The 26,154-nt window shown below is 43.9% G+C and carries 27 protein-coding genes; 17 read left to right on the top strand and 10 right to left on the bottom strand.

All coding sequences use genetic code 11. The annotated features are described in order from the left end of the window. Positions 1 to 21 precede the first annotated feature (21 nt). Positions 22 to 1,371: a hemolysin family protein gene (locus PGH26_RS11540; protein WP_323691227.1), complete on the bottom strand. Its 1,350-nt coding sequence runs from the start codon at positions 1,369 to 1,371 to the stop codon at positions 22 to 24. Positions 1,372 to 1,913: 542 nt separating this feature from the next. On the opposite strand from PGH26_RS11540, the gene PGH26_RS11535 reads away from it, so the two are divergent. From PGH26_RS11535 to PGH26_RS11525, 3 genes are all read left to right on the top strand, one after another. Beyond that, positions 1,914 to 3,653, top strand: coding sequence for an ABC transporter ATP-binding protein (locus PGH26_RS11535; RefSeq protein ID WP_323691226.1), 1,740 nt, complete (start codon positions 1,914 to 1,916; stop codon positions 3,651 to 3,653). Next, the gene (locus tag PGH26_RS11530) at positions 3,653 to 5,395 is read left to right on the top strand and encodes an ABC transporter ATP-binding protein (RefSeq protein WP_323691225.1); all 1,743 of its coding nucleotides are present in this window, start codon (positions 3,653 to 3,655) and stop codon (positions 5,393 to 5,395) included. Before PGH26_RS11535 ends, PGH26_RS11530 begins: the two co-directional genes overlap by 1 nt. 166 nt (positions 5,396 to 5,561) lie before the next feature. Beyond that, entirely contained in the window at positions 5,562 to 6,821 is a 1,260-nt protein-coding gene (locus PGH26_RS11525; protein WP_323691224.1) for an MFS transporter, read from the top strand. A gap of 70 nt (positions 6,822 to 6,891) precedes the next feature. Here PGH26_RS11525 and PGH26_RS11520 read toward each other — a convergent pair whose 3' ends face one another. Next, a complete protein-coding gene (locus tag PGH26_RS11520) occupies positions 6,892 to 7,038 on the bottom strand; it encodes a hypothetical protein (protein WP_323691223.1) in 147 nt (48 codons plus the stop codon). A 54-nt stretch (positions 7,039 to 7,092) separates the two neighbouring features. Further along, positions 7,093 to 7,296: a YheE family protein gene (locus PGH26_RS11515; RefSeq protein WP_323691222.1), complete on the bottom strand. Its 204-nt coding sequence runs from the start codon at positions 7,294 to 7,296 to the stop codon at positions 7,093 to 7,095. A gap of 71 nt (positions 7,297 to 7,367) precedes the next feature. Here PGH26_RS11515 and PGH26_RS11510 point away from each other — a divergent pair, with 71 nt between their 5' ends. Beyond that, on the top strand, positions 7,368 to 7,760 hold the full coding sequence (locus PGH26_RS11510) for a ferritin-like domain-containing protein (RefSeq protein ID WP_323691221.1): 393 nt from the start codon (positions 7,368 to 7,370) through the stop codon (positions 7,758 to 7,760). A gap of 296 nt (positions 7,761 to 8,056) precedes the next feature. Here the strand turns inward: PGH26_RS11510 and PGH26_RS11505 are convergent, their stop codons facing one another. Then, the gene (locus PGH26_RS11505) at positions 8,057 to 8,842 is read right to left on the bottom strand and encodes an ABC transporter substrate-binding protein (RefSeq protein WP_323691220.1); all 786 of its coding nucleotides are present in this window, start codon (positions 8,840 to 8,842) and stop codon (positions 8,057 to 8,059) included. Between the two features lie 114 nt (positions 8,843 to 8,956). Between PGH26_RS11505 and PGH26_RS11500 the strand changes: the two genes are divergently transcribed. The 5 genes from PGH26_RS11500 to PGH26_RS11480 all read left to right on the top strand — a co-directional run bounded on the left by PGH26_RS11500 (position 8,957) and on the right by PGH26_RS11480 (position 13,955). Continuing rightward, positions 8,957 to 10,156: a DUF445 domain-containing protein gene (locus PGH26_RS11500; RefSeq protein ID WP_323691219.1), complete on the top strand. Its 1,200-nt coding sequence runs from the start codon at positions 8,957 to 8,959 to the stop codon at positions 10,154 to 10,156. Positions 10,157 to 10,168: 12 nt separating this feature from the next. Further along, positions 10,169 to 10,519, top strand: a complete 351-nt coding sequence (locus PGH26_RS11495; protein WP_323691218.1) for a YlbF/YmcA family competence regulator — start codon at positions 10,169 to 10,171, stop codon at positions 10,517 to 10,519. Between the two features lie 104 nt (positions 10,520 to 10,623). Further along, positions 10,624 to 12,129 carry a coproporphyrinogen III oxidase gene (locus tag PGH26_RS11490; RefSeq protein ID WP_323691217.1) on the top strand — a complete coding sequence of 502 codons (1,506 nt, stop codon included), beginning with the start codon at positions 10,624 to 10,626 and terminating at the stop codon, positions 12,127 to 12,129. A gap of 88 nt (positions 12,130 to 12,217) precedes the next feature. Further along, the gene (locus PGH26_RS11485) at positions 12,218 to 12,997 is read left to right on the top strand and encodes an enoyl-CoA hydratase (RefSeq protein ID WP_323691216.1); all 780 of its coding nucleotides are present in this window, start codon (positions 12,218 to 12,220) and stop codon (positions 12,995 to 12,997) included. A 139-nt stretch (positions 12,998 to 13,136) separates the two neighbouring features. Beyond that, positions 13,137 to 13,955 (top strand): STAS domain-containing protein, encoded by an 819-nt coding sequence (locus PGH26_RS11480; protein WP_323691215.1) that lies wholly within the window; start codon positions 13,137 to 13,139, stop codon positions 13,953 to 13,955. Between the two features lie 15 nt (positions 13,956 to 13,970). Here the strand turns inward: PGH26_RS11480 and mgsA are convergent, their stop codons facing one another. Beyond that, entirely contained in the window at positions 13,971 to 14,405 is a 435-nt protein-coding gene (mgsA, locus tag PGH26_RS11475) for a methylglyoxal synthase (protein ID WP_323691214.1), read from the bottom strand. Between the two features lie 56 nt (positions 14,406 to 14,461). Continuing rightward, the gene (locus PGH26_RS11470) at positions 14,462 to 14,647 is read right to left on the bottom strand and encodes a YhzD family protein (RefSeq protein ID WP_323691213.1); all 186 of its coding nucleotides are present in this window, start codon (positions 14,645 to 14,647) and stop codon (positions 14,462 to 14,464) included. A 229-nt stretch (positions 14,648 to 14,876) separates the two neighbouring features. Here PGH26_RS11470 and PGH26_RS11465 point away from each other — a divergent pair, with 229 nt between their 5' ends. The 7 genes from PGH26_RS11465 to yhaM all read left to right on the top strand — a co-directional run bounded on the left by PGH26_RS11465 (position 14,877) and on the right by yhaM (position 22,863). Next, positions 14,877 to 15,083 carry a helix-turn-helix transcriptional regulator gene (locus PGH26_RS11465; protein ID WP_323691212.1) on the top strand — a complete coding sequence of 69 codons (207 nt, stop codon included), beginning with the start codon at positions 14,877 to 14,879 and terminating at the stop codon, positions 15,081 to 15,083. 15 nt (positions 15,084 to 15,098) lie between these two features. Further along, positions 15,099 to 15,398 (top strand): DUF2178 domain-containing protein, encoded by a 300-nt coding sequence (locus PGH26_RS11460; protein WP_323691211.1) that lies wholly within the window; start codon positions 15,099 to 15,101, stop codon positions 15,396 to 15,398. 99 nt (positions 15,399 to 15,497) lie between these two features. Further along, the gene (locus PGH26_RS11455) at positions 15,498 to 16,397 is read left to right on the top strand and encodes an ABC transporter ATP-binding protein (protein WP_323691210.1); all 900 of its coding nucleotides are present in this window, start codon (positions 15,498 to 15,500) and stop codon (positions 16,395 to 16,397) included. Then, positions 16,390 to 17,646 (top strand): ABC transporter permease, encoded by a 1,257-nt coding sequence (locus PGH26_RS11450; RefSeq protein WP_323691209.1) that lies wholly within the window; start codon positions 16,390 to 16,392, stop codon positions 17,644 to 17,646. The genes PGH26_RS11455 and PGH26_RS11450 overlap by 8 nt, the downstream gene beginning before the upstream one ends. 159 nt (positions 17,647 to 17,805) lie before the next feature. Continuing rightward, positions 17,806 to 19,011 (top strand): metallophosphoesterase family protein, encoded by a 1,206-nt coding sequence (locus PGH26_RS11445; RefSeq protein ID WP_323691208.1) that lies wholly within the window; start codon positions 17,806 to 17,808, stop codon positions 19,009 to 19,011. Between the two features lie 16 nt (positions 19,012 to 19,027). Continuing rightward, the gene (locus PGH26_RS11440) at positions 19,028 to 21,928 is read left to right on the top strand and encodes an ATP-binding protein (RefSeq protein ID WP_323691207.1); all 2,901 of its coding nucleotides are present in this window, start codon (positions 19,028 to 19,030) and stop codon (positions 21,926 to 21,928) included. Next, positions 21,925 to 22,863, top strand: coding sequence for a 3'-5' exoribonuclease YhaM (gene yhaM, locus PGH26_RS11435; protein ID WP_323691206.1), 939 nt, complete (start codon positions 21,925 to 21,927; stop codon positions 22,861 to 22,863). Before PGH26_RS11440 ends, yhaM begins: the two co-directional genes overlap by 4 nt. 661 nt (positions 22,864 to 23,524) lie before the next feature. Here the strand turns inward: yhaM and PGH26_RS11430 are convergent. Beyond that, a complete protein-coding gene (locus PGH26_RS11430) occupies positions 23,525 to 24,469 on the bottom strand; it encodes a peptidylprolyl isomerase (RefSeq protein ID WP_323691205.1) in 945 nt (314 codons plus the stop codon). 143 nt (positions 24,470 to 24,612) lie between these two features. Here PGH26_RS11430 and PGH26_RS11425 point away from each other — a divergent pair, with 143 nt between their 5' ends. Next, complete coding sequence (locus PGH26_RS11425; protein WP_082003340.1) at positions 24,613 to 24,714, top strand: YjcZ family sporulation protein; 102 nt, start codon at positions 24,613 to 24,615, stop codon at positions 24,712 to 24,714. Positions 24,715 to 24,762: 48 nt separating this feature from the next. On the opposite strand, the gene PGH26_RS11420 is transcribed toward PGH26_RS11425, so the two are convergent. The 3 genes from PGH26_RS11420 to PGH26_RS11410 all read right to left on the bottom strand — a co-directional run bounded on the left by PGH26_RS11420 (position 24,763) and on the right by PGH26_RS11410 (position 26,107). Continuing rightward, positions 24,763 to 24,954, bottom strand: coding sequence for a hypothetical protein (locus PGH26_RS11420; protein ID WP_225217795.1), 192 nt, complete (start codon positions 24,952 to 24,954; stop codon positions 24,763 to 24,765). 53 nt (positions 24,955 to 25,007) lie between these two features. Then, positions 25,008 to 25,595 carry an HTH-type transcriptional regulator Hpr gene (locus PGH26_RS11415; protein WP_323691204.1) on the bottom strand — a complete coding sequence of 196 codons (588 nt, stop codon included), beginning with the start codon at positions 25,593 to 25,595 and terminating at the stop codon, positions 25,008 to 25,010. Positions 25,596 to 25,750: 155 nt separating this feature from the next. Next, complete coding sequence (locus PGH26_RS11410) at positions 25,751 to 26,107, bottom strand: YtxH domain-containing protein (protein WP_323691203.1); 357 nt, start codon at positions 26,105 to 26,107, stop codon at positions 25,751 to 25,753. Between the last annotated feature and the right edge of the window lie 47 nt (positions 26,108 to 26,154).

Genomic DNA, 26,154 nt, shown 5'->3' with positions numbered 1-26,154 from the left:
AATGGAATCGTCTCTTTTTGGTTAGACCATCTCTTCTTCCAAGTCTGCCTCTTCATCTTCCAGCTTCTCAGCTTCAAGATAAAGAATATGGTGACCTTCTACATCCTTGACGGAAAATTCATAGCCTTGTTCAATAATCTTTTCGCCGGGAATGGCTTCAAAACGCTGGGACATGAACCAGCCGCCAATCGTATCGATGTCTTCTTCATCGAGATCAATGCCAAGGGTATTATTAACGTTATCTAATAACATTTTTGCATCAAGGATGAAGTGGCCTTCGCCAACCACTTGAACATCCGGTAACTCGTCTTTATCGAATTCGTCTTGGATTTCTCCTACGATTTCTTCCAATATGTCTTCAATTGTTACTAAACCGGAAGTACCGCCGTATTCATCCATAAGAATTGCCATATGAATGCGCTCGCGTTGAATCTTTAACAGCAAATCTCCAATTGCCATCGTTTCAATGACACGGATAATCGGCTGCATGTACGCAGTGACCGGCAACTCCCCGTTTTTAGGGTTCTTAATATATGCTGTAAGCAAATGCTTCATGTTGACGAGACCGATTACATGGTCTTTGTCGCCATCGATGACAGGGTATCGAGTGAATTGTTCGATGCCAGGCATGTTGAAGATTTCAGCAGCGGTCATTTCCTTTTCAATGGTCATCATTTCCGTTCGAGGAACCATAATTTCTTTTGCAATCCGATCATCGAATTCAAATATCTTATTCACATATTTGTATTCGGATTGATTGATTTCCCCGCTTTTCAAACTGTCGGACAAAATCATTCGCAATTCTTCTTCTGTATGGGCTACATCTGCTTCATGGATTGGCCGTAAACCAAATAACCGGGTCACTAATCTTGCTGAACCATTTAAAATCTTAATGAACGGATACATCGTGCGATAAAAGATGATGAGTGGTTTTGCAAGTGCTAGTGTTAACGTTTCTGCTTTCTGAATCGCTACCGTTTTGGGAGCAAGCTCGCCAATGACTACATGAAGGAACGTCACGACAATAAGCGCGATAGAAAAAGAAAGGAAGACTGTCATGCTAGTTGATAACTGCAAATAAGTAAACAAAGGCTCAAGCATTAACGCAACGGTCGGTTCACCAAGCATACCGAGTCCGAGTGCGGTAATCGTAATTCCGAGCTGACAGGCAGACAAGTATTCATCGAGATTATCTACAACACGTTTAGCATTGTTCGCTTTTTTGCTGCCTGCTAAAGCTAGCTGTTCGATTCGTGTCATTCTGACTTTCACTATTGCAAACTCAGCTGCAACAAAAAATGCAGTGAGGGCGATCAAGGCAGCAAATGCTGCCAAGCGTATGGGAATATCCAAATGGGTGCTTTGTTCCATGCCAGTAAAGGGGGAAACAAAGCGTACACCTCCTGTGGTTTAAAATTAGGTAGTTGAACTAATCATAAATGGTTAAAGCAAGAAATACAATAATTTTTCCTTAAGAACCATCTGTAAGAACCTATGAAATTTTCAAAAGATTTCATAAAAAGTATTGACAATGTTCAAAAGAGCGTGATAATCTAATATTATTCGAAACTCGAAAGGAAAAGGAGGGCTTAACATGAACAATCGTGCAGAGAAAAAAATCACCCAATTTCAAGCTTGGCCCTTCGCACCGCGATTCTAGCAGATTGAATCTAAAATCGTTGGATTACAGGGCACAGTTCTCTATTCAGACACACGTCTCTGAGTGAGAACGTGTGTTTTTTTATGTTCACTAAAATAAGGTGTTATCACGCAAAGCGTGTTGCATATACAACTAATACGAAAGGGGAGCTATCGATGTGATGAACGAAACGATCCAACCTATAAAATTGTTGAAAAAGGAGACACCTGAAGGCGGATAGCTGAGGCTGCTCCAAGAAAGGTCGTAGAATAGTATGTTTTCGGTTTTAGGGAAATTAAGCTGGTTTTTTAAGGAGAACAAAAAGCGCTACACAATTGCACTGGTTTTGCTCATTATGACAAGTATTTTAGCAATCATCCCGCCGTGGATTATTGGAAAGGCAATCGATGGAATCCACATGAATACGATGAATGCTCAATTACTTTGGACATATATCGGTATTATGCTGCTTATTATTGTAATTGGATATATCGGTGATTACGTTTGGCAGTACCAGCTCTTTGGAGGGGCCAATGTAATTGAACGGAAATTACGCGGCAATTTAATGCGTCATTTTCTGAAAATGACTCCGACGTTTTATCAGAGAAACAAAACAGGAGATCTGATGGCGCGATCGACGAATGATTTACAGGCTATTTCGGAAACTGCTGGATTTGGAATTATGACGCTCATCGACTCCACCGTCTATTTGTCCACTCTTATCGTCATGATGGGGTTTCTCGTATCCTGGAAGCTCACCCTTGCAGCGATTTTACCGTTGCCAATTCTTGCGTATTTGATGCAAGTGTTAGGGAAGCGAATCCATTTGAAGTTCGTCACCGCACAAAAAGCATTTGGTGATTTGAATGACGACGTTCTAGAAGCAGTTGCAGGAGTTCGAGTAGTGCGTGCATACGTACAAGAACGTGCAGAGGAACACCGTTTTGAGGAAGCTACGGAGGACGTCTACCGTAAAAATATGGACGTAGAACGAATTGACGCATTATTTACCCCGATATCAAAAATCATGACATCCCTCTCCTATATGATCGGCCTTGGTTATGGGGCTTATCTGGTTTCAATTCAAGAAATGTCATTAGGCGGACTTGTAACCTTCAATGTCTACCTTGGAATGATTGTTTGGCCGATGTTTGCAATCGGTGAACTTATCAATGTCATGCAGCGCGGAAATGCATCTCTCGATCGTGTGCAAGAAACCTTGAATGCGATTGAAGATGTCCGTGATCCATCAATGCCTGTTCAGATGAACCGTCCTGGAGTGATTGGTTTCGAGGATGTAAGTTTTTCTTACCCAACGTCAGGACGTAAAAACTTGGATCATATTCAGGTGAAGTTATCCGGCGGTCAAACATTGGGGATTGTCGGTAAAACGGGCAGTGGGAAAACAACATTTGTCAAACAGCTGCTGCGCGAATATCCTGCAGGGGAAGGCTTGCTGTCTTTTGACGGGAATCGCTTGGATGAAATGACGAAAGAGCAAGTCCGTAATTGGATTGGCTATGTGCCGCAAGATCATGTGCTATTCTCGCGTTCGGTTCGCGAAAACATTTTGTTTGGTAAACCGGATGCGGATGATCATGATATTGCAGAAGCAATTCGTCTGGCTCATTTTGAAAAGGATCTGGAGATGCTGCCTGAAGGGCTGGCAACACTCGTGGGTGAAAAAGGCGTGGCACTTTCTGGCGGTCAGAAGCAGCGGATTTCAATTGCCCGTGCTATTGTGAAAAATCCAGAGATATTGGTATTGGATGATTCACTGTCCGCAGTCGATGCTAAAACAGAGACCCGGATTATTGAGAACATCCAAAATGAGCGCAGTGGGAAAACGACAATCATCACCACGCACCGATTATCAGCAATTCAACATGCGGATTGGATTATTGTCCTTGAGGATGGCCGCGTGACTGAAGAAGGTAACCATGAAGACTTGCTCTCGATGAACGGCTGGTATAAAGAACAGTATGACCGCCAGCAGATCGGAGGGGGAGAATAATGACAACAGGTAAACGTTTAGTGAACTATGCGGTGCAATTCAAAGGGTATTTCATTGGCGGCATGGCACTTCTGGCGATTGCGGTCGGAGCAGATTTGCTTGGACCAATTATTGCGAAACAAATTATTGATAACCATATAGCAGGTGCAGCAACAGGCGGAATTGACTTTGAACCGATTGCGAAACTTCTTGCGATTTTCTTCGGCCTGGCTGTAGTCACAGCAATCTTTAGATACGGTCAGTATTTAATGCTGCAGTCAACAGCAAACCGGATTGTTCAGAAAATGAGAAATGAACTGTATCAGCATATCCAGACGCTGCCTATCAGCTACTTTGATAACTTGCCTGCGGGTAAAGTCGTAGCGCGTGTGACAAACGATACAGAAGCCATCCGTCATTTGTATGTAACCGTCGTGTCTCAATTTGCAATTAGTGGTATGTATATTATTGGTATCTATATTGCATTGTTCAGTCTGGATTCTAAAATGGGAGCGATTTTGCTATTTGTCCTGCCCTTACTCTACATCTGGATGATTCTTTATCGGAAATTTGCATCCAAAGTCAATCACGTCATCCGCGCAAAAGTCAGTGACATGAATGGGATGATCAATGAATCCATTAATGGGATGACGATTATCCAGGCATTTGGACGAGAAAAACAAATGGAAGACGAATTTGAAGAGCTGAATACGACGCATTACGAGTACCAGACGAAGTTACTGAAAGTGGAAGCGGCAACGTCCCATAACCTGGTGAATGCGATACGTTCGATTACGTTCGTAATTTTCATCTGGTATTTTGCAGGGGCTTCAATTACAACAGAAAGCGCTGTATCGGTCGGTTTACTGTACGCTTTCGTTGACTATATTACGCGTCTGTTTAACCCAGTAACGGGTATCGTGAACCAGTTTGCCCGATTGGAACACTCGTTAGTCGCTGCAGAGCGGGTCTTCCAGCTGATGGATCGGACTGGAGAACCAGTAAGTGATGAACGAATGGAGCGCTACGAGGGAAATGTGACGTTTGAAGATGTATGGTTTGCCTACAAAGATGAGGAGTATGTCTTGAAAGATATTCAGTTCGAAGCGAAGCGCGGGGAGACGGTTGCTCTTGTCGGGCATACGGGATCAGGAAAAAGTTCAATCATGAACTTATTATTCCGTTTCTATGATCCTGTGAAAGGAAAAATCCTGATCGATGGGGTTGATATCACTTCTTTGCCGCGGCAGACGATTCGTAATCATATGGGCATCGTTTTGCAGGATCCTTATTTGTTCACAGGGACAGTTGAATCCAACATCAGTCTTGGGGATGCGCGTATCTCAAGAGAAAAAGTTCAGCAATCACTTGAAGCGGTTGGCGGCGAACGGGTTCTGGAGCATTTACCGAAAGGAATTGAGGAACCCGTTGTTGAAAAAGGAAGTACACTTTCCAGCGGACAGCGGCAGCTCATTTCGTTTGCTCGTGCACTCGCGTTCGATCCTGCAATTTTAATATTGGATGAAGCCACATCCAATATCGATACAGAGACGGAAGAAATTATTCAGCACGCAATGGATGTATTGAAAAAAGGACGTACGACATTTATCATCGCCCACAGACTTTCTACGATAAAAAATGCAGACAAGATTCTTGTGTTGGATCGCGGGGAAATCGCTGAAAGCGGAACACATGACGAATTGGTACAGCTCGACGGTCAATACGCGCAAATGTATAAGCTGCAATCCGGGATATCTGTATAAACCCTAAAAAAGTCGAAGCTAATGTGCTTCGGCTTTTTTCTGTTCAGGAATGAAGCGTAAGTGAATCAGGAGTTTCATTAAAAAAACGAAAAAGGATTGCGTACATTCTAAAAAAAACATATATTTAGAGTAACGAAATATCTGGTAAAAGAAAGTAGGGCATCCCTTGAACCTGATTCATGATTGGAAAAAGACCATCCTTTCGTTTAATCGAAACGTGAAATTCTTCCTGCTCGCCAACGTCTTCATTCAAATTGGGCTTGGTGTTTTTATGGTGATGTATAATTTGTATATTCGTGAACTCGGCATGCCAGAAACGGTAAATGGGAAAGTGATTTCCATGACCGCGCTCGCAACAGCGATTATGCTTGTACCAGCTGGATTTTTAAGTGATAAATTCGGCCGCAAGTGGATGATAACAGGAGGGGCAGCGATTACGGTCATCACTTTATTCTGGCGAAGTGCGACAGTAATGGAAGAACCCATTATCTTTGTGTCCTTACTCACTGGTGTGTTTATGGCGTTTGTGCAAGTTTCCGGAATTCCATTTCTTGCAGAAAACTCAGCCCCTTCTGAAAGGGTTAAGCTATTCAGCATCCAGTTTGCGCTCATTACGGTTTCACAAGTAATCGGAAGCCTTGCAGGAGGGCTGCTGGCAGACGGGCTGCAGCTGTTCTTCAATATGGGCGCAGTCGATGCCATCCGCTGGTCGCTTTATATTGGTGCCGGAGTATTTGCGTTAGGCCTGCCGCCGCTATTCGCTTTAAAAGACAAGCCGCCAATTCCCGTACAAGTGCGTGAAGCAACTCCGAAGCAGCCTGAAGAACGGATGGATACAAGTTTCAAAAAGAACTTCATCCTCATCCTTCACTTTTCGTTCGCAGGTTTGCTGATTGGAATCGGTTCGGGTCTCGTAGTTCCGTACTTGAACTTATACTTTGCCAATCGTTTCAGTGCGTCCAATTCGTATATCGGGCTCATCCTTTCCCTTGGCTCTGCTATGACAGCAGTCGCAGCACTCATTGGACCCTTACTGGTTAAGAGAATCGGTAAAGTGAAGGCGCTCATTCTTTTTCAATTGCTTTCAATCCCTTTTCTGCTTCTTACAGCGTTTACAAATTCCCTCATGCTGGCGTCTCTAGGATTTCTGCTCCGCCAAGCACTTATGAATGCGGGCAATCCAATTCAAAGTGCGGTTGCGATGGAACTTGTTTCAGATAAGTATAGAGGACTCGCCAATTCAATGAACCAAACGGTCTTTCAACTGGGATGGGCATCCATGGCGCCCATCGCAACAGGGCTCGTTGTTGCTAAAGGTTTTTACTGGGGTTATGCAATCGCCTTCAGTATCACGGCAGCGCTCTACGTCATTTCTTCGATATATTACTATGTCGTGATCGGCAAACAAAAGTTATCTGAAGACTAAAAAAGACGATTCCAAAAGGGTATGAACACCTCTAGGAATCGTCCTTTTTTGGTCACTATTAATCTGACAGCTACATCCGCTTAGGCTGCGTTTCTTTCCACGCATTTTGCTCATCGGTCATACGGTCTTTGTCTTCAAAAACATTTTCTGTTTTTTGGTTTTCTGCGAACAATTGCTGTTTTTCTTTTGCCAATTGTTCAGGAGTCTTTTCTTCCATGCACATTCCCTCCAAGGTTAATTAATACAGATAGTCTGTGCAAAAAAGAATTCGTTATTCATAAACGTGAAAGGTCATCAGCTCGTGTACCATTTTTTTTACGGACTCTTCATCATTCGGGACAGAATTTGTCCACTTAATGGTCCCGTCTGGCATATAATCGCCTGTATACCGTTCAGCCCCCTGCTGGAATGAAAACGTCCATCCCGGCAGCTGACCGCCTTCAAACATCGGCTGTACTCTAAAATGCTGTAACATATGATTAACCCCTTTCATGATTCAATTCATTCCTGCATATAGTTGAAGTAAACTATTTAGGAGGGCGAGACGTGTTTGTCTCAAAATTAAAACAAGCCATTCAAGATGAATACCGTGCCTACTTTTTTTACAAGTCGCTGCATGATCAATTAAAAGAACCGATGTGGAAAGACTTTGTCCAGCATGCATACGAAGACGAGAAAAGTCATTACGAAATGTTCCAACAGCTCCATTATATGCTGACAGGTTCGTTTGTTCCTAATCCGAAGCGTCCAGTGCCATGCTATGACGCAAAACAATGTGTACAAAAAGCCCTTGCAGATGAATTAGAGGACATTGAAACGTATAAAGAAATGTTGTTAACAATTCCTATTGAAGAAGCATACAATCCTTTGTTCATCGCACTTCATGATGAAATGGAGCACGCAATCCGGATGTCCACCATTTATAATGCGCTCCCTTAAACTGACAAAACCACCCTTCGCAAAAATGCGGAAGGTGGTTTTGTATGTATATGATGCTAAATGAATTCCTGAGGCCAATCAGAAATGCAAAGTTTGAAAGACAGCGCACTGTCAAAATGTCATTCGACAGAGTATCAATGGAAACAGAAGAGTTCGTTACTAAAAGCCCTGTCGGAATTTCAGTTACCATGATAAAAGGTATGTCGATAGGACAACTATAGCACTAAACGCGATTTGTGTAAATATATTGCCATGTAGTAATTAATGGGAAAATTAGAAAAGTTTTTTCGGCTTCATCAAAACGCTTCACTAAGCCGTTTCTTGAAGTAAGCGGCAGCTTCAATCATTCTTGGCCCATACCAAAACATCTCCCCGTCAATCGGTAAAATTGTCGCATTTGGCAGCATCTCCTGAAATTCAGGGATATGCTTTTCTTTGAAAGGATATGGTTCAGAAGCTAAAAGTACCAAGTCGGGGTTTACTGATTGGAAATCATGAGTCGTAAGTTCTGGGTACCTTCCAGGAAATTCGGTGATTGGATTCGTAAATCCAAGCGTTTCAAGCAGTGAATCGATATAGGTTGTGCGGCCAGCGGCCATATATGGCTTTTTCCAAATGACATACACTGCACTGCCTGAGGTCAATCCTTGAAGAGACTTAAATCCCTCCTGAATCGCAGAGTTCAAGCTCTCGGCTTCAAGTCGGCGATTGGTGACATCCCCAATATTTTCAATCATAGTATACGCCTCTTGCACGCATTGTACTTCTGCAACGTAAACTGGGAGGTGCTGCTCAAGCGCTTCGACGATTTCCTTTGTATTTTCTTCTTTCTCGGCAATAATCAGGTCCGGTTTGAGCTGCAAGATTGCGTCCATTTTAATGTCCTTTGTGCCGGCAACGGCTTTAACGTCCAATACCGCTGGAGAGGGATGAATGCAAAAACGTGTTCTTCCCACGATTTCATCTTGCAAATCTAACGCAAATAAGGTGTCAGTGATACCGGGACATAAGGAAATAATTCGTTTCGGCGGATAGGTGTAGGTGACAGATCTGCCGAGTGCATCTTGTACTGTTCGTTCCATGGAATCATCCTTTCGTTCATCGTTTCACGTATCTACTGTTCATCATACTGGATTTTCAAAACAAAATCAGCCGAATAACTATACACAACTGACAGCCTAATTAGTTGGTGAAGCATGCTGTTCTGTTATAAGATGAAAGAAATCGAACAGGAAAAGGTGAAGCGATTGGAATTTATATGGATTATTTTGTTCATGGCACTCATCGGAGCAGTAATCGGGGGCTTCACGAACCACTTAGCTATTAAGATGTTATTTCGACCTCACGAGGCAAAATATATCGGCAGTTGGCGGATTCCATTTACCCCGGGACTTATCCCGAAACGACGTGATGAACTTGCAGTACAGCTCGGCCGTACTGTAACGAATTATTTACTCACACCGGATACTTTTCGAAAGCGTCTGTTGACGCCTGACATGGCAGCTAAAGCGGAACAATTCGTTCAAAGCCGATTGGAGAAAGAAATTTTCAATTCGGAGAGAACGATCGCTGAATGGCTTGAACTGGCAGGGGTTTCAGATTTGGAGCTTGTTCTGGAACGGAAAACAAGTGCGCTCATTGACGCTCGATTTGACGCAGCAAAACAAGCAATTCTATCAGGAACTGTGGAAGAAAAAGTTCCTGAAAAGTGGCTGCTCGAAGCAGAAACACATATTCCGGCCGTAACTTCTTATGTATTGACCCGGGCGGATCAATTTGTAGATTCTTATGAAGGAAAAGTCATGTTTCAACGATTGATAACAGATTTCCTCGAGTCTAAAGGAACACTTGGCGGAATGGTCAAAATGTTTTTCGGAGATTCGAATTCACTCGTCGAAAAAGTCCAGCGGGAAGCGAAGAAATTCATTTCCGCTCCGGGAACTGCGCAACTCATTGAAACGATGCTGACGAAAGAGTGGACCAAGTTGAAGCAGCGTCCGATGGAAGAACTGGCGGGCGGATTTGACTGGGATGGACTTGGCATTTCGCTGCGAAACTATCTCTTAAAAGAATTGGATGTCGCTAATCGACTCGCAAAACCGATTCACGATTATTGGCCGGCAGGTGCTGAATGGACTGCAGTCAACTTGACTCCAAAAGTCATTGAGTTCGCATTTACACAAGCTGAGATTCAACTGGAACAATCTTTGAAACGATTGAAATTGGATCAGATCGTGAAAGAACAAGTCGATACATTCCCAGTTTCAGTACTGGAAGATCTCGTTCTTGGCATCTCAAAGCGTGAATTTAAAATGATTACCGTCCTTGGGGCACTATTAGGTGGTATGATTGGAATTGTGCAAGGACTCATTGTATACTTTACAAATCTTACTTAGGGGGAATTTGACATGGCAGTTAATATTTATGATGACATCAATAAGTTAGAAGGATCACTGCGCACGACAGATGAATTTTTAGCAGTTAAAGAGGCGATTGAAAACGTAAAGGCGGATTCTGAAGCCTTGGAAATGTTCCGTAACTTCCGTGAAATTCAAGTGACACTGCAGCAAAAACAAATGGCAGGCGAAGAAATTCAGCCGGACGAACTGGAGCATGCTCAAAAAACAGCTCAGCTTTCACAGCAAAATCCAAAAATCATGGCAATGCTAGAAGCTGAAATGAAGCTAAGCGGAGTCATCGAAGAAATTAACCGGGTTTTGATGAAACCGGTTCAAGAACTGTACGAGACAATGAATTGACACCAAACCAGCCCAGTGCGGCTGGTTTTTTCTTTTGCGGGTTTGTTATACTGAGTATCACAGACAATCGGATCATCTAGATCCATGAGAAAGTTGGGCGAGCTATGCAAACTATCGCGCTTCACGGCGATTTTAAAGAAGACTGGGTACGGATGTTCATCCACCTGGCAAATTTGTTTTTTGAAGAAACTAAAATTAGCAAGAAAGAAGAAACAGGTGATCTTGATTTACGATTCCAAGAACGTCAGGAAGGTGACCAGTTTGTCGTTACAGCGGAACTGACGGTTCAAGAAAAGACCTATCATGCGGAGTTCAGAGAGATATCTGAAGGCGGCAATGAGAAAGAACAGAACCGGCAATGGAAACGGCTCTATTCACATGTATTATTGGAAGTTCTGGAATCCTATACGGGGATGAACCAGGAGTGGGGCATATTGACGGGCATTCGTCCGACGAAACTTTACCATAAATATCGCCAGGAAGGTCATAGCGCCGAGTCGGTTAAAAAGCTGTTAATGGACAAACACCGTGTGTCAGCGAGAAAAGTGGACTTGCTTGAAACGATTGCAGACGTACAACTGACGGCTGTACCTGATCTATACCGTGTTCAAGAAGAAGTAAGTATTTATATTGGAATTCCTTTTTGTCCGACTAAATGTGCGTACTGTACGTTTCCGGCGTATGCAATTCATCGGAAAAGCGGTCGTGTCGAAACATTTTTAGATGGCTTGCATGAAGAAATTCGGCAGCTGGGAGAATGGCTGACTGAACGGAATGTTAAAGTGACGACCATCTATTTTGGGGGAGGCACCCCGACTTCGATTGAAGCTGAAGAAATGGATGCGTTGTATCAAGTGATGGTTGAGTCATTCCCATTCATGAAAGACGTGAGAGAGGTGACGGTCGAAGCAGGACGTCCGGATACCATCACTCCCGCAAAAATTGATGTGCTTAAAAAATTTGGCATCGACCGCATAAGTGTGAATCCGCAATCGTATACGGACGAAACACTGAAAGCAATCGGGCGTCATCATACCGTTCAAGAGACGATTGATAAATTTAAGCTATCCCGTTCTATGGGCATGAACAACATTAATATGGATTTAATCATCGGACTGCCAAACGAAGGTGTTGAAGAGTTCAGTCACTCGCTTCAGGAAACTGAAAAGCTTCAGCCGGAATCCTTAACAATCCATACGCTTTCGTTTAAACGTGCCTCTGAAATGACAAGAAACAAAAAGAAATATGAGGTGGCGGATCGCCCGACTGCTGAGCAAATGATGAAGCTCGGTGAAGAGTGGACCAAAGCAAATGGATATGTCCCGTATTACTTATATCGCCAGAAAAATATTCTCGGAAATCTTGAGAATGTCGGGTATTCAAAGCCAGGCGAGGAAAGCATCTACAATATAATGATTATGGAAGAAGTGCAGACCATTATCGGTATTGGGTGCGGTGCTTCTAGCAAGTTCCGGGATCCGAAGACTGGCCGGATTACACAATTCCACAATCCAAAAGATCCAGCCGCTTATATATTGTCATACCAAGAATCGATCGAAAGAAAATTAGAGCTGCTGGATGAAATCTTTCCGCAACCCGTTTCAAAATAAAGGACTTTTCACCTTTACCCCGAATTAGGTAATGAATGGTTATTCATTTTTGCAAGCAGTTAATCTAATAGGGAAAAGGGGAGTTTTTATGTATCAAACAATAGAACTTAAGAAGGACGACAGAATTGCAACACTGACACTGAATCGGCCGAACTCCATGAATGCGATGGACGATGTGATGATGAAAGAGCTGGCGGATGCATTCGAAGAGCTGAATGGGGATCGTGCAATTCAGGTGCTGCTTATTAAAGGAGCGGGCCGGACGTTTTCAGCAGGCGGTGACATTAAAAAGATGATCGATCCCGAGTCACCGATGGATATGGGCGCCGTCATGCAGCATATTACGCGCCTGGCGAAGACACTCTACTTGCTGCCGCAAATTACAATAGCTGCTATCCATGGTTCAGCTGCAGGACTTGGATTCAGTCTGGCACTTGGCTGTGACGTTCTGGTTGCTGAGGAAGACAGCAAACTGGCGATGAACTTTATTGGCATCGGACTCGTACCGGACGGCGGCGGACATTTCTTCTTGAAAGAACGTATTGGCACAACCAATGCTAAGAAGATGATTTGGGGCGGGGAAGTCATAGACGGAAAGACAGCAAAAGCAGCTGGACTTGTCGATGAACTCGTTCCAAGCGGACACTCTGAGGAAGCTGCAACTCAGCTTGCTCATGGGTTGCTCAGATCACCGATAACAGCAATGATTGCGTCTAAAAGAATTTTGCATGAAAGTAAACGCACAGAGCTCGAGCACGTATTGCAATTGGAAAGTGAATCTCAAGTAGCGATGCGAAACACGACTGATCATTTAGAAGGCATCCGAGCTTTTGTCGAGAAACGACACCCGCAATTTACGGGGAACTAATCGAACAAAACCGGCATCTCAAATAGAGGATCGCCGGTTTTGCTTTTGATGCAAAATCCATGGAATAGGTTTTAATATGCAGAAAACGGGAAAGAATAAAATTGTTTATGTAATTTAAGTCAATGAAGGAGGCAACAGCATGTCAAGTGATCATGTGAGTCCAAGAGTTAAACAGTTCATGATAGACAATAAGGATGAGTTTGAGCGCGAACTCTTAATCCAGGCGGCAACCGTTAATGATAAAATTGAAGAAATACTTCGTATCGGTAATATTGACTTAATAGAAAATGCACATAAACTTGTTGCCTTTGTAATTGAAGCAAGGAAAGATGAACTGGAGTCTTTTGCTAATGTTGAAGGGGTGGCGTGGGCAAGACATTCTCTAACACTTGCGTTCAAATTGGAATGGGTTTCTGCAATTCGCCGTACGCTATGGGACTTTATAAAAGAGTACATACAAACGAAAAAAGAAGAGTTTTCATTTAACGAATTCTTCATTCTCGAGAAGAAAATCAATTCGCGCCTCGATCATTTTTTGAATGAGTTCTTCATCAGTTACTCTTCCTACAAAGATCAGGAGATTAAAGCTCAAAAGAATCTTGTGGAAAACTTGTCTGTTCCGATTATTCCTATCACGCCAACAACGAGTATATTGCCGTTAATCGGAATGCTCGATTATTATAGAACGACTATAATCCAAGAAAAAGTGTTAAATGAAATTAGCAATCATCACATTCAGACGCTCATTCTCGACCTATCTGGAATTTCAGACATGGAACACGAGGTCATAGATAATTTAAGTAAAGTCATTGAGAGCACGAAACTGATGGGGTGCCAGACAGTCATTACGGGACTGCGTCCAGATGTCGTCCGCAAAATGGCAACGCTCGGGATCCGATTAGACGGTGACACCAAAACGCTGGGGACGCTTCAGCGGGCCATTAAAACGTATCTGTAAATTTAAAAAAGACGCTTATCCGCGGTCAAAGCGGGCAAGCGTCTTTTGTTTGTATTTATCGGCAGTATCGCGCCATTGAAAATAGCCTTTTTCAATCGATCGGATGAGCAGTTCAGCTGTTGCAATGTTCGTTGCGAGCGGAATGCCGTATACGTCGCAAAGGCGCAATAGTGCACTGACGTCCGGTTCATGAGGCTGCGCAGTCAGTGGATCACGGAAAAACAGGATAAGATCGAGCTCTCCTTCAGCAATCATCGCACCAATTTGCTGATCGCCGCCAAGCGGTCCCGAATTCATACGGTTCACTTGAAGATTCGTTTCTTCCATAATTCGTTTTCCGGTAGTTCCAGTCGCGTAAAGCGTAAAGTTTTCAAATATGGATTCATAGGCAATCGTGAAGTTAACCATTTCGTCTTTCTTTTCATCGTGGGCTATTAAAGCAATCTTCATCGTATGCGCCTCCTATCTGATTGATTACAGAATAGCACACTGGACGGAAAAACGCTTTAAACATGAAATAATAGCAGTTTCCCAGCTGGTGAAGCGAGGCGATGTGTCTGGTCGGCCAAGCTTTGCTTTTCCAATAACGATTGCCCGATTACTTTCGCTGCCTCGTCTGTTTCAGCAGTAAATGTCTCATCTGCAATCATTTTTCCAGTCTTTTCATATGCCGTTAATTTATATGTCCTCACAATTATCCACTCCTATCCTTTTTCTATAGTATACACGTTTCACAATGTAAATGAACAGTGATTCATTGTTCCATAATAAGTCATCTGTTGTCATTGTATTTTTTGTGGATGAAATGTCAACCTTGCTTGACATTGGATAAATAGTAAAGTACGCTTTACGTAAAGTCACCTTTACTCAAACGTGGTTCTATCTAAAATTAGTTTTACGGAAATGGAGGCGAGTTGCAGAGTGAAAAACTTGATACGGGAGATCCGTATGGAGATGGGTCTCACCCAAGATGAGCTCTCTGAAAGCTTGGAAGTATCTCGTCAGACGATAATTTCTCTGGAAAAAGGAAGGTACAATCCATCGCTGATCCTGGCGTTTAAAATTTCAAAATTGTTTGATCGTCCAATAGAAGACATTTTTGAACCTGATGAAACAGATGGAAAATAGAGAGGGGGGATCTGGGTGGATTGGTTATCAACTGCCGCAGGATTTGTTGTAGGATTTGGAGTAGTGTCAATTCTCGCATTGATTTTTTGGCGCAGAGGCAGGAAAAATCGATTATTTGATGAACGATATGAGCAAGTCCATATCAAGGCTAGAACAGTCTCTTGGATTACTTTCCTTGGATTGTCATACCTTTTTACACTTGCAGCTTTATTGCTGGAAGGATGGACTCTGGCAACAATACTATTAGCGTGTTTATATGCTGTTGGACTAATTGTGTATTTTGCAGCTGTTCTTATTTATAACAAAAAGTTATAAGGTAAACAGAGTGATCGTCTATGAAATTGTGAAAAAAGTGAAACGGATTGATTCGTGACTCGTAATAACTAGAATAGGGAAATAGGGAGGAGTACAATCATGTCATTACAAATTGAACACGTGACGAAACGATTCGGAGACTTCACAGCTGTGAATGATCTATCGTTAACTGTTGAAGAAGGAACGATGTATGGTTTTTTGGGGGCAAACGGTGCAGGTAAAACAACGACATTCCGTATGATCCTAGGACTGCTGACGCCGAACGAAGGGCGTATCACTTGGAATGGCAAACCGATTTCATATGCGACGAGTCCTCATATCGGATATTTACCTGAGGAGCGCGGACTTTATCCGAAAATGAAAGTCGAAGAACAGCTCCTGTTTTTAGCAGAACTGAGAGGCATGAAACGATCAGATGCAAAGCGGGAAATCGGCGGATGGCTCGATCGTTTTGACGTACCGCAGTATTTGAACAAAAAAGTGGAGGAACTGTCAAAAGGGAATCAGCAGAAGATCCAAGTGATCGCTGCCCTCTTGCATAAGCCGAAACTAATTATTTTAGACGAACCATTCTCAGGACTGGATCCAGTGAACGTGGAGATGCTGAAAAAAGCGATTCTGGATATCCGGAATAACGGGGCGACGATTGTCTTTTCCAGTCACCGCATGGATCACGTAGAAGAATTATGTGAGCAGTTCAGTATTATTGACCATGGGAAGCAGGTTGTCAGCGGGACACTGAAAGAAGTGAAACGTTCATTCGGCAAACAGAATGTCCGCATCCGTTCGGATTATGAATTGGGTACACTTGCTGGACTTCCAGGTGTGACTTCTGTAACACCAACGGTTGAAGGGGCAGTGTATCAGGTGGATTCTGATGAAACAGCGGAACTGCTTTTGACGGAAGCGCTAAAATCAGGACCTGTCCGGCAATTTGAAATTGAAGAACCGACGCTTCAAGATATCTTCATTGCAAAGGTGGGGAAAGAACATGCGTGAATTCTGGATTATATTTAAACAAGCATTTATGACGAAAGCAAAAACGAAATCATTCATCATAACAACGGCACTAGTGGTTGCGGGAATCTTTTTACTGTCAAACTTACCAAGAATTCTAGATTCGATTGACGGGATTGGCGGCGACGAACCGACTGCTATGAAAGTGATTGACACGAGTGGGAAACTAGATGATCCGCTTTCTGCAGTTCTACAAGCGAATGAGTCCGATATTACGATAGAACCCACTAAAGAAAGTGAGAAGGACCTGGAGAAACAAGTCCGTTCTGAAGACATCGAGTCGTTTTTAACACTTTCTCTGGACGAAACCAACACAATCCAAGCGAAATACACAACGCTCAGCAGCATTGAAATGAGTCTTCCAGAACCGCTGCGCAATGCATTGCAAACCGTTCAGGCGGGGATTAAAGCAGATGAACTATCCTTATCAGGCGACCAAGTCAATTCACTTTTTACACAAGTAAACTTTGAAAACAATAATATTTCCGCTTCGGCGAAATCCGAAGATGAATTGAATCAGGCCCGCATTTTAGTGTACGTGCTCATGTTTGTGATTTACTTTGCAGTTATCCTTTACTCAGGAATGATTGCCACAGAAGTCGCAACAGAGAAATCCTCCCGTGTGATGGAAATTTTAATTTCCAGTGTGTCACCCGTCAAGCACATGTTTGCAAAGGTGCTTGGTATTGGAACACTGGGGATTGTCCAAATCCTGGTTTATGGAATCGTCGGTTTTATCGCCTTCAAAACTTCTGCTTCAGAAGCGACTGAAGGGATCGGCAGTTTCTTTAACTTTACAGACATTAATCCGATGACACTTGTCTATGCAGTCGTATTTTTCTTGCTAGGCTACTTCTTATACGCAACGCTGGCAGCACTGCTCGGCTCTCTCGTAAGCCGTACAGAGGATGTCCAGCAAATGATTATGCCAATGACGCTCATGATTGTTGCAGCATTCATATTAGCTGCATCGGGTCTCGGGAATCCAGAGCTCGTGTACTTGAAGTATGCATCTTTCTTCCCGTTCTTTACACCGCTCGTCATGTTTTTACGTGTAGGGATGCTGGATTTACCGATGTGGGAGCCGCTTCTTGCGATCGCAATCATGCTGGTAACTATTTTTGTACTCGGATGGTTCGGAGCACGCGTTTATCGCGGCGGTGTTCTCATGTACGGTCCATCCCGTTCATTGAAGGATATTAAGAAAGCGATTCAGTTAGGAAAAGAATAAGACTGTATGATTAAAGCGTGTTCAAGCAGAGGGGAAAGCACAGTCCCTCTGCTTTTTGCTGCCGTTTTGAAAGCGGGAATCTCTTGATTGCTGTCGCGTATCTACTTGAAATATGGTAAAATTAGAACAAATATTCGTTATAGGAGGTGCCCGCTGTCAATGATTCGATTCCTGCATACCGCGGATTTGCATTTAGATAGTCCATTTAAAGGAATTACAGACATGCCGATTTCCCGATTGACTGAACTTCGGGAAAGTACATTCGCTGCCTATGAAAACCTGATCCAATATGCGGAGAAATCTGTTCCGGATTTTGTTCTCATTGCAGGGGATATCTACGATGGAGAAGATCGAAGTTTGCGCGCGCAAATGAGATTTGTGAAGGGGCTTGAGCGTCTGCAGCAGGCCGGCATACCAGTTTTCATGTCCTACGGGAACCATGATCATCTGGGAGGAAAGTGGACACGGTTTCAACTGCCAGGAAACGTGACCGTATTTGGTCCGGAAGTGGAAACAGCAGAATTGACTGTACGGGGTCAGCGAGTCAGAATTCATGGGTTCAGCTATAAGGAGCGGCATATTAAAGAAGCGATGATTGGACACTATCCGAATTCCGCCCGTGATTCAGGAATCGTTGACATCGGCATGCTTCATGGCAGCATCGCGGGAGAAGAATCGCATGCAGTCTATGCACCTTTTACAAGAGAAGCACTCCTTGAAAAGGGCTATCACTATTGGGCGCTTGGACACATTCATAAACGGCAGGTCTTACATAATGAGCCGCCCATAGTTTACCCGGGTAACTTACAAGGTCGTCATCGCAATGAACGCGGAGTGAAAGGTTTTTATGAAGTGGAACTTGAAGGCAATGAGGCATCATTGAAATTTGTACCGACATCAGTTCTTGTGTTTGATGAAATCGAGATAGATTGTACAGAAATGAGTCATGCCAATGAGTGGCTGACCGCTTGTCAGAATGCAGCAACGGAAGTCATGGAACGTACGGGTGCGTGTATTCTCAGTGTACGCAATATAAAGATGAGTCCCGAAGCATCTCATCTGTTCAGTGGTTCATCAAATGAGGAATGGCTGGAAGTGCTGCGTGAATCAGCAGATCGAGGCATATGGTTCTCTGGGCTCCAATTTGAGGAAAACAAAAAGAGTGCGCTTTTGCCTGATTCACCACTCGTTCGATCCGTGAAGGAACAAATCGATAGTTGGGATGACGAGGATTGGAAGCAGGCGCTGCAAGATGTTTATCAGCATGCCCGCTCCGGACCTTATTTGTCGGCATTAACTGCTGAAATGAAGAAAGAATTGAGCGACGAAGCAGGGAAACTCATCTCAAATGAGCTTTCGACATGAAAAGAGGTGACGCGCTATGAAGATTGAGCGGTTAACAATCTATGGATTTGGCCGCCACAGCAATGTGACGATTGAGCTTGGAGAAGGAGTCACGGTCTTTTACGGGGAGAATGAAGCCGGTAAAACAACGATTCATCAGTTCATCTTGCAAGTATTATTTGGATTTCCTGCTAAGAACAGCGCGCTTTTGCGATATGAACCGAAGACCGGATCGAGGTATGGCGGTAAAATTACGCTGATCGATGAAAAGTATGGTCGGGTGGAAGTTGAGCGGATTCGAGGGAAGTCAGCGGGAGACGTTACGATACGGTTCGAGGACGGGAAGACAGGCGGTCAATCTGAACTCAATGAGCTCCTGCGCCAGTATGACCGCACAGCATTTGAGTCTGTCTTCTCGTTTTCATTGTTTCAGCTGCAAGGAATGGAGCAGATGGACTCGGATGAGCTTAGCCGAACGCTATTATCCTCCGGTACAACTGGAATGGATACGCTGCTTCAATTAGAAAAACGGCTGGAAAAAGAGAAAGCAGAACTCTTTAAAAAGTCGGGGAAAAATCCTCAAATGAATGTGCTGTTGAAAGAACTCCGTGAACTCGAAGAGAAACTGAAACTGCAGCGAGCGAAAGTAGATGAATACGAACCCGCTGTGCACCGATTGGAAGAAGTGGACCAGCAGCTGTTAATCGAGCGTAACAATCTGCAAAATTGCCAAGCGGCGTCTAAAAAACTTGAAACTGCTCTCTTGCGGCTTCCGATCATTGCTAACAGAAATCGGCTGCTTTCAGAGATTGAGGAACTCGGTCAGAATGAGTTCCCTCCAAACGGGATACGTGACCAGGAAATGTTGGAAAGTAAAAAACATGAAGCGGAAGCAATTTACGCACGGGCTTCATTTCAATTGCAGAATGTGAAAGACCAGCTGGAAAGTGACGGACAAAAAGATCGGGAAGTTGCGGTTGAAGCATTGCTTGCAAAGGAATCGGATTGGCAGGTTCTTCAGCAGGAACGTGTAAGTGCGAAGTCAGATATTGCGCGGTTAACGACTGAACGGCAGCGGCTGCTGGGTCTCCTCGGTGCTGCGGAACCTTCTCCAGGTGAAGTTCTTTTACAATTGGACAGTTCATTCACTCAAGAGCAGCGCCTGCAAGAATTAGCAGAACAAGTTCAGCAAACAGAACGTGCCGTCCAGTCCAGTCAGCTGGAATTGCAGCGGACCGAAGAAATGGAACGGAGAACCTCACAGCAGCTGGAGAGGCTGCATGCTGAAGCGCCCACTCCTGATGAACAAGCTCAAGCTTCAAAGTGGCCAGCTGTGCGCACGCGTCTTTCTGAAGCAAAAGCGTATGTGTCATTTGCTAGGAAAGAACAGCAAACATCTTCTAAAACTGTCATATGGATCTTGCTTGCAGCGGGTATTTTAGTAGCAGGCTATGGAATCCTCGAGCAGCAATGGCTGCTTGCTTTTCTAGGCGTTATCGTGGCGGCAGTGAGCGGTTACGGACTGATGCAAAATCAGCGAACTCCTGCTCAATCGGATGAACGCATGAGAGAAATGATGGCCCTGGTAAAAGCGTATGAAGGAAAAGAAGAGGCGTTTGAAGAATTGTGCAAGAGGACGGATGATTTCATCCGAAAAGCAGAACAATTAAATGTAATTGCAGAAGGACATGCAATGGACATAGAAGCCCTTCGCAACGACGTCACCCGTCTGAGTGAGGAAAGTATTCACGCACGCAGTCGGCTTGCAACAGAGCTTCACGAATGCGGTTTAACAGACTCGGCAGGAATTGAAGCGATTCCGGAACTGTTCCGATTGGTAAGGCAGCTGCAAGAAACAGATCGGTCCTTGTCACAGCGTTTAAACGATCAGCAGGAGACTAATACGAAAATCGAGAAGCATCTCGAGTCTGCACGCACAGTGCTAGGGCGTGAAGTTCCTGAAGCAGACCTGTATACTTTAATCAGGCAAGAAGCACGGCAGCTGCGCGACGCATCGCTCACAGCTGAAACATACGGACGCAAAGTTAAAGAACTTTCAAGAACACTGGAAGAGAAAAAACTGGAATTACAAGCGTATCGAGAACAAGAGCAGCATTTATTTGAACAGGCAGGAGCAGCTGATAAACAATCGTTCTATAACGCATTTGACCGCTGGCAGCAAGTCCAGACTATGAAACTGAGTTTAGACGGATTAAATGACCAGTTGAAGACGCTCCATCATGCGGATGAATTCGGAGATGATGAAGCATGGATCCAGCAGCAGCTTGCCATCTCTGAAGAACGGCTGGCAGCTGCAGAGCTTACGATTTCAGAGCTGACAGATGAGCGTGCTAGTTTACTGCATAAAACAGAAGCATTACTTTCTGATGATGCGCATCTGTATACACAGCAGCTTTATGAGAACAAAAAAGCGGAATTTAATGCACTGGCACGATCGTGGTCGAGCCGGCAAGCAGCAGCAGAGGCGATTCGTCAAACGATGGGGGACTTGAAAGACAAAAAGTTACCTGCTGTCTTAACGCGTGCAAACAAGCTGTTCCATCAACTGACTGCAGGACGGTATGATCAATTGGACATTGATCCAGCCGGACGATTCCAAGCATTGCGTAAAGATGGACAGTCGTTTGAGATTGCGGAGTTAAGTCAAGCGACGAAAGAACAAGCGTATTTAGCGCTTCGGTTCTCACTGGCAAGTGAATTAGCGGGTCAAGCACCCTTTCCTGTTATAATGGATGATCCGTTTGTCCATTTCGATGCGAAACGGCTCACCCGTATGACTGAACTCATATCGGAATTGTCCGCTGACCATCAATTCATCGTATTTACTTGTCATGAGACGCTGGCGCCACATTGGCCAGAAGCTAAAATTATCCATGTTTCCGAAATTGGAAACTCACCAGAAGGAGTTGCATTATGAAAAAACTATTAGATCATAAAGTAGGGGAACCGGTAGACTTATTCCTCTTCATCAAACAATCCACAAAAGGGGTCACACAGCAAGGAAGCCCCTTCATGTCACTTGTACTGCAAGATAAAAGCGGAGATTTGGAAGCAAAGCTCTGGGATACTGGAGAAGAGCAGGAGCGGTTGTATCCGGCAGCTGCTATTGTTCGCGTTGGCGGGGAAGTGCACGAGTACCGCGGGAAAAACCAGCTGCGCATTAAGAGCATTCGCCCTGCAAAAGCAGATGAAGGAATTACGATGTCGGATCTGGTGCCATCCGCTGAAAAAAGCAAAGAGGAACTGATGGAGGAGTTAATGCAATTCTTCTTCGAGATGAAGAATCCTCAGATTCAACGGATAACCCGTCATTTGATTAAGAAGCACCAGGAAGCTTTCACGATGTACCCAGCTGCCACACGGAATCATCATGACTATGTATCAGGTTTGCTTGATCATGTCGTATCGATGCTGAAACTTTCGAAAGCAGTGTCGGATCTGTATCCAACTTTGAACAAAGATTTATTGTATTCTGGTGTGATTTTGCATGACATCGGGAAAGTCATTGAGTTATCAGGACCGGTGGCGGCGCACTACACCGTAGAAGGGAATTTACTGGGACACATTAGTATCATGGTGACGGAAATCTCGAAAGCTGCGGATGAACTTGATATTTCAGGTGAAGAAGTGATGCTCCTTCAGCACATGGTTCTTTCCCACCACGGAAAAGAAGAGTGGGGCAGCCCGAAACGTCCGATGCTGCCTGAAGCCGAGATGCTCCATTACATCGACAACATCGATGCTAAAATGAACATGCTGAACCGGGCGATGAGCAAAACTGAACCCGGTGAGTTCTCTGAACGCATTTTCCCATTGGAGAATCGTTCATTCTATAAGCCAACATTTGAATAAAAGAGTTGAGGAGGAGCTTCCGCGGAAGCTCTTTTTGTTTTGAGTGGAGAGAGGGGGATTAATGGAATTGGGGGAAGGTGATTCTGGGAGTGGGAATGATCGGGGGTGCGCGGGGGAACGAGCGGGTTGTGCGGGGGAATGATCGGGTAGCGAAGGGGAACGAGCGGGTAGCGGAGAGAAATGATCGGGTAGCGAAGGGGAACGAGCGGGTTGCACAGAGGAATGATCGGGTTGCGCGAGGGAACGAGCGGGTTGCACAGAGGAATGATCGGGTTGCGAAGGGGAACGAGCGGGTAGCGTTGAGGAATGATCGGGTTGCGCGGGGGAACGAGCGGGTAGCGTTGAGGAATGATCGGGTTGCGCGAGGGAACGAGCGGGTTCCGTTGAAGAATGATCGGGTAGCGCGTGGGAACGAGCGGGTTGCACAGAGAAACGAGCAAGTTGCAGTGAAAACCCTATCACCCCCACCCCCCCATCCCTAAATGCGCAGCGGAGCGAAGCACACCAATCAGGCTTTTAAGAAAAGATAATTGGTCGCGACCTTGGATACGGAATGCAAAAGGGGAGTATGCCGCGGGAAAAAAGAAAGTGCCCATAAAATCCCCATAAAAAAACCACATGGTCCGTCAGATCAACTGACAAACCATGTGGCTATTCTAAATTACTTTTCTTCGTCTTCTGCATCCGCTTCAGTATCAGCCGGTGCATCTGCGCCGTCTTCTTTAGCTTCTGGCTTGCTTTCGTTGAACATATCCAGTGCAGACTTCAAATCTTTGTCTTTCACTTTCACGTCAGCGTCTTTCATAAGCTTCGCAACTTTGTCGACGATTGTGCTAGTATCTGCTTTTGCAAGCTTCAACTCATCTTTAGCTTTTGCTTTGTCTTCTTTAGAAGGCTCTTTGTCATCGACTTTACGAGTGTCTTCTAGTTTGATGATGTGGTAACCAAATTCAGATTGAACCGGTTCGCTGATTGTCCCTTTTTTCATTGCGACAGCAGCATCCCAGAATTCCTGAACCATTTTACCTTCACCGAACCATCCAAGCTCGCCGCCAGACTCTTTAGCGCCTTCTTCAGTTGAGTATTCTTTCGCAAGCTTCGCGAAATCTTCACCAGCGTCCGCTTTCTTTTTCACTTCTTTAGCAGTTTCTTCATCCTCTACTAAGATGTGGCTCGCTTTCACTTCTGTATTTTTCTGCTCAAGATATTTGTTGAGTTCATCATCGCTTACTTCAATGCCGTCTGTAAGCGCTGCTTCTTGCAACTTATTGAGCTTGATTGCCTTTTTGAAACCATCTGCTGTTTGACCTTGTTGTGCAAGGTATTGATCGAAATTATCGCCAAGCTGTTCTTTGACGTCATCAAATTCTGCCTGCACATCTTTGTCAGATACATCATATTTTGAATCGAGGACCTTTTCAATAACCATCATTTGCAGTGCTTGTTCACCAACAGAATCTTTCATCTCTTGGTAAAACTCACTCTTTGTTATATCTCCATCTTTGGATGTAACGATTGCTTCGTCATCAGAAGCATTCCCTGAACAAGCCGAGAGTGCAAGAACAGATGCTGCTAACGTGAACGATAGTACTGTTTTTTTCATCATAGTTAGATACTCCTCTGTAAATGTAATTAACAAGTGACACTATAACATACAAACGAATCGAGTACAAAAAAGTTCCCGTTAAATTCGCCCAACTATTGAAAAGGGGTTCGCATAAGATACAAAAGAAGAGAGGGGGTGCTTCGATGAGTGGATACGCTGGAGGTACTGGAGCAGGATCTGGATTCGCATTGTTGGTTGTCCTGTTCATTCTATTGATCATTGTAGGCGCGGCATACTTGTACTAAAATGTAAATAAAAGTCCACCCCGTATTAGGGGTGGACTTTTCATTTTATTAAACCTTTAAAAAGACTTCTACGTAAAGTGACAACATTAAAATAGTAATCAGCACATTTACAGTTGCATATATTTTATTTTGCTTTTCTTCAGGAATTTCTCGTGATTCGCAAAGTGCGAACGTCATCTTGTTGATTTGGAACAAGTAGAATAATGAAAAGAGAACAGTTATTATCAAAATCACGTGCATACCCCCTTTGGACATCTCTATCCATCATAGCAGACTGGGCAGAGATTTGGGAATTATTTATCCTCACCTGAAGCGAGCTTCAGATTGGCAGGGGCTGCAGTCAGATGCCCATTTTCCTCATTGAATGTCTGACCGAGACTTTCGAATCCCTTTTCGAAAATTTCCATAAAATCTTCACCGTATACATTGCGAATAACGGACATGACCTCCAAAAACTCAGGGAACTTTCCATAGAGATTTTTGATCGGAAGTGATCCGTCCAAAATTGTATGATCGGAGACAAAGTAGTTTTCCGTCATTTCTTTAAGTAATTCTTCGCCCAGTTCAGTGACGAGGACATATGTATTCCTGCGGTCATCTTCTTTTTTGAAAAACTTTAAGTACCCTCGCTGTTCCAGCTTTTTGGAAAAGTTGAATGCAGTAGAGACATGCATGACTCCAAACTTTGCAATATCCGATATTGTGGCACCTTGCAGATGATAGGCAATCCAAAGGATATGATGTTCGTTAATATTCAAGTCATAAGGTTTTATCCATTGTTGCCAGTCTTTTTCAACAGCCTTCCACAACGCTTTCGACATCTGCGCAAGACGTTGAGTGTAAATCATTGCTTCCTTGTAGGAATATTCCTGTTCGGACATGCCAGCACCCACTTCCTATATTTTATAGATGTTTTCATTATAGCAAGAAAGCAACAAATAAAAAAGTTAGAATTAAAAAATAATTCAATTCGTTAAAAATTTTCATCTCAAAATAAAAAACATCCCCGAAAATGAGGGATGTTTTAGAGGTCTTTTTAATGATTGTGCTGTGCTGCAACATGCCGTTCAAGTTCTTCAATTGCAGATTGAATTTCTTGGATCTCGTTTTCCAGACGGTTACGTGATCCTTCATCCGCAGTGCGCCAGCCGCCTACAGAATCTTTGACCCCTTCAATTGCAGGCTGAACGTTTTGGTTCGCAAAATCTGAAACAGATTCTTTCAACTCATTCACTCGGCCTTTCACATCTTTCAGCTTTGCCTTCAAATCGGCAGATGCAGTTGCTACAGACGAACGCATCTCGCTTCCGGATTGTGGAGTTGAGTATAGTACTGTAATCGCAGCAGCCACTGACCCAACGGCCAGTCCTGCAAAAAATGTAGATGTTTTCATGAATTGCTCACTCCTTCCTATTCGTTTCATTTCCTTGTCATGCATCG

This window comes from Sporosarcina jeotgali (genome assembly GCF_033304595.1).
Lineage (GTDB): Bacteria > Bacillota > Bacilli > Bacillales_A > Planococcaceae > Sporosarcina > Sporosarcina jeotgali.
The sequence above is the reverse complement of the archived record's forward strand: the minus strand, read 5'-3'. Positions and strand labels throughout refer to the sequence as shown.

Excerpts from the sequence above, each read along its gene's own strand:
- PGH26_RS11445 (WP_323691208.1), top strand. The coding sequence starts at position 17,806 with ATGATTCGATTCCTGCATACCGCGGATTTGCATTTAGATAGTCCATTT.
- PGH26_RS11535 (WP_323691226.1), top strand. The coding sequence starts at position 1,914 with ATGTTTTCGGTTTTAGGGAAATTAAGCTGGTTTTTTAAGGAGAACAAA.
- PGH26_RS11415 (WP_323691204.1), bottom strand. The coding sequence starts at position 25,595 with ATGTCCGAACAGGAATATTCCTACAAGGAAGCAATGATTTACACTCAA.
- mgsA (WP_323691214.1), bottom strand. The coding sequence starts at position 14,405 with ATGAAGATTGCTTTAATAGCCCACGATGAAAAGAAAGACGAAATGGTT.
- PGH26_RS11500 (WP_323691219.1), top strand. The coding sequence starts at position 8,957 with ATGCTGTTCTGTTATAAGATGAAAGAAATCGAACAGGAAAAGGTGAAG.
- PGH26_RS11420 (WP_225217795.1), bottom strand. The coding sequence starts at position 24,954 with ATGCACGTGATTTTGATAATAACTGTTCTCTTTTCATTATTCTACTTG.
- PGH26_RS11455 (WP_323691210.1), top strand. The coding sequence starts at position 15,498 with ATGTCATTACAAATTGAACACGTGACGAAACGATTCGGAGACTTCACA.
- PGH26_RS11495 (WP_323691218.1), top strand. The coding sequence starts at position 10,169 with ATGGCAGTTAATATTTATGATGACATCAATAAGTTAGAAGGATCACTG.
- PGH26_RS11450 (WP_323691209.1), top strand. The coding sequence starts at position 16,390 with ATGCGTGAATTCTGGATTATATTTAAACAAGCATTTATGACGAAAGCA.
- PGH26_RS11430 (WP_323691205.1), bottom strand. The coding sequence starts at position 24,469 with ATGATGAAAAAAACAGTACTATCGTTCACGTTAGCAGCATCTGTTCTT.
- PGH26_RS11440 (WP_323691207.1), top strand. The coding sequence starts at position 19,028 with ATGAAGATTGAGCGGTTAACAATCTATGGATTTGGCCGCCACAGCAAT.
- PGH26_RS11515 (WP_323691222.1), bottom strand. The coding sequence starts at position 7,296 with ATGTTACAGCATTTTAGAGTACAGCCGATGTTTGAAGGCGGTCAGCTG.
- PGH26_RS11530 (WP_323691225.1), top strand. The coding sequence starts at position 3,653 with ATGACAACAGGTAAACGTTTAGTGAACTATGCGGTGCAATTCAAAGGG.
- PGH26_RS11505 (WP_323691220.1), bottom strand. The coding sequence starts at position 8,842 with ATGGAACGAACAGTACAAGATGCACTCGGCAGATCTGTCACCTACACC.
- yhaM (WP_323691206.1), top strand. The coding sequence starts at position 21,925 with ATGAAAAAACTATTAGATCATAAAGTAGGGGAACCGGTAGACTTATTC.
- PGH26_RS11540 (WP_323691227.1), bottom strand. The coding sequence starts at position 1,371 with ATGGAACAAAGCACCCATTTGGATATTCCCATACGCTTGGCAGCATTT.
- PGH26_RS11490 (WP_323691217.1), top strand. The coding sequence starts at position 10,624 with ATGCAAACTATCGCGCTTCACGGCGATTTTAAAGAAGACTGGGTACGG.
- PGH26_RS11520 (WP_323691223.1), bottom strand. The coding sequence starts at position 7,038 with ATGGAAGAAAAGACTCCTGAACAATTGGCAAAAGAAAAACAGCAATTG.
- PGH26_RS11410 (WP_323691203.1), bottom strand. The coding sequence starts at position 26,107 with ATGAAAACATCTACATTTTTTGCAGGACTGGCCGTTGGGTCAGTGGCT.
- PGH26_RS11480 (WP_323691215.1), top strand. The coding sequence starts at position 13,137 with ATGTCAAGTGATCATGTGAGTCCAAGAGTTAAACAGTTCATGATAGAC.
- PGH26_RS11485 (WP_323691216.1), top strand. The coding sequence starts at position 12,218 with ATGTATCAAACAATAGAACTTAAGAAGGACGACAGAATTGCAACACTG.
- PGH26_RS11425 (WP_082003340.1), top strand. The coding sequence starts at position 24,613 with ATGAGTGGATACGCTGGAGGTACTGGAGCAGGATCTGGATTCGCATTG.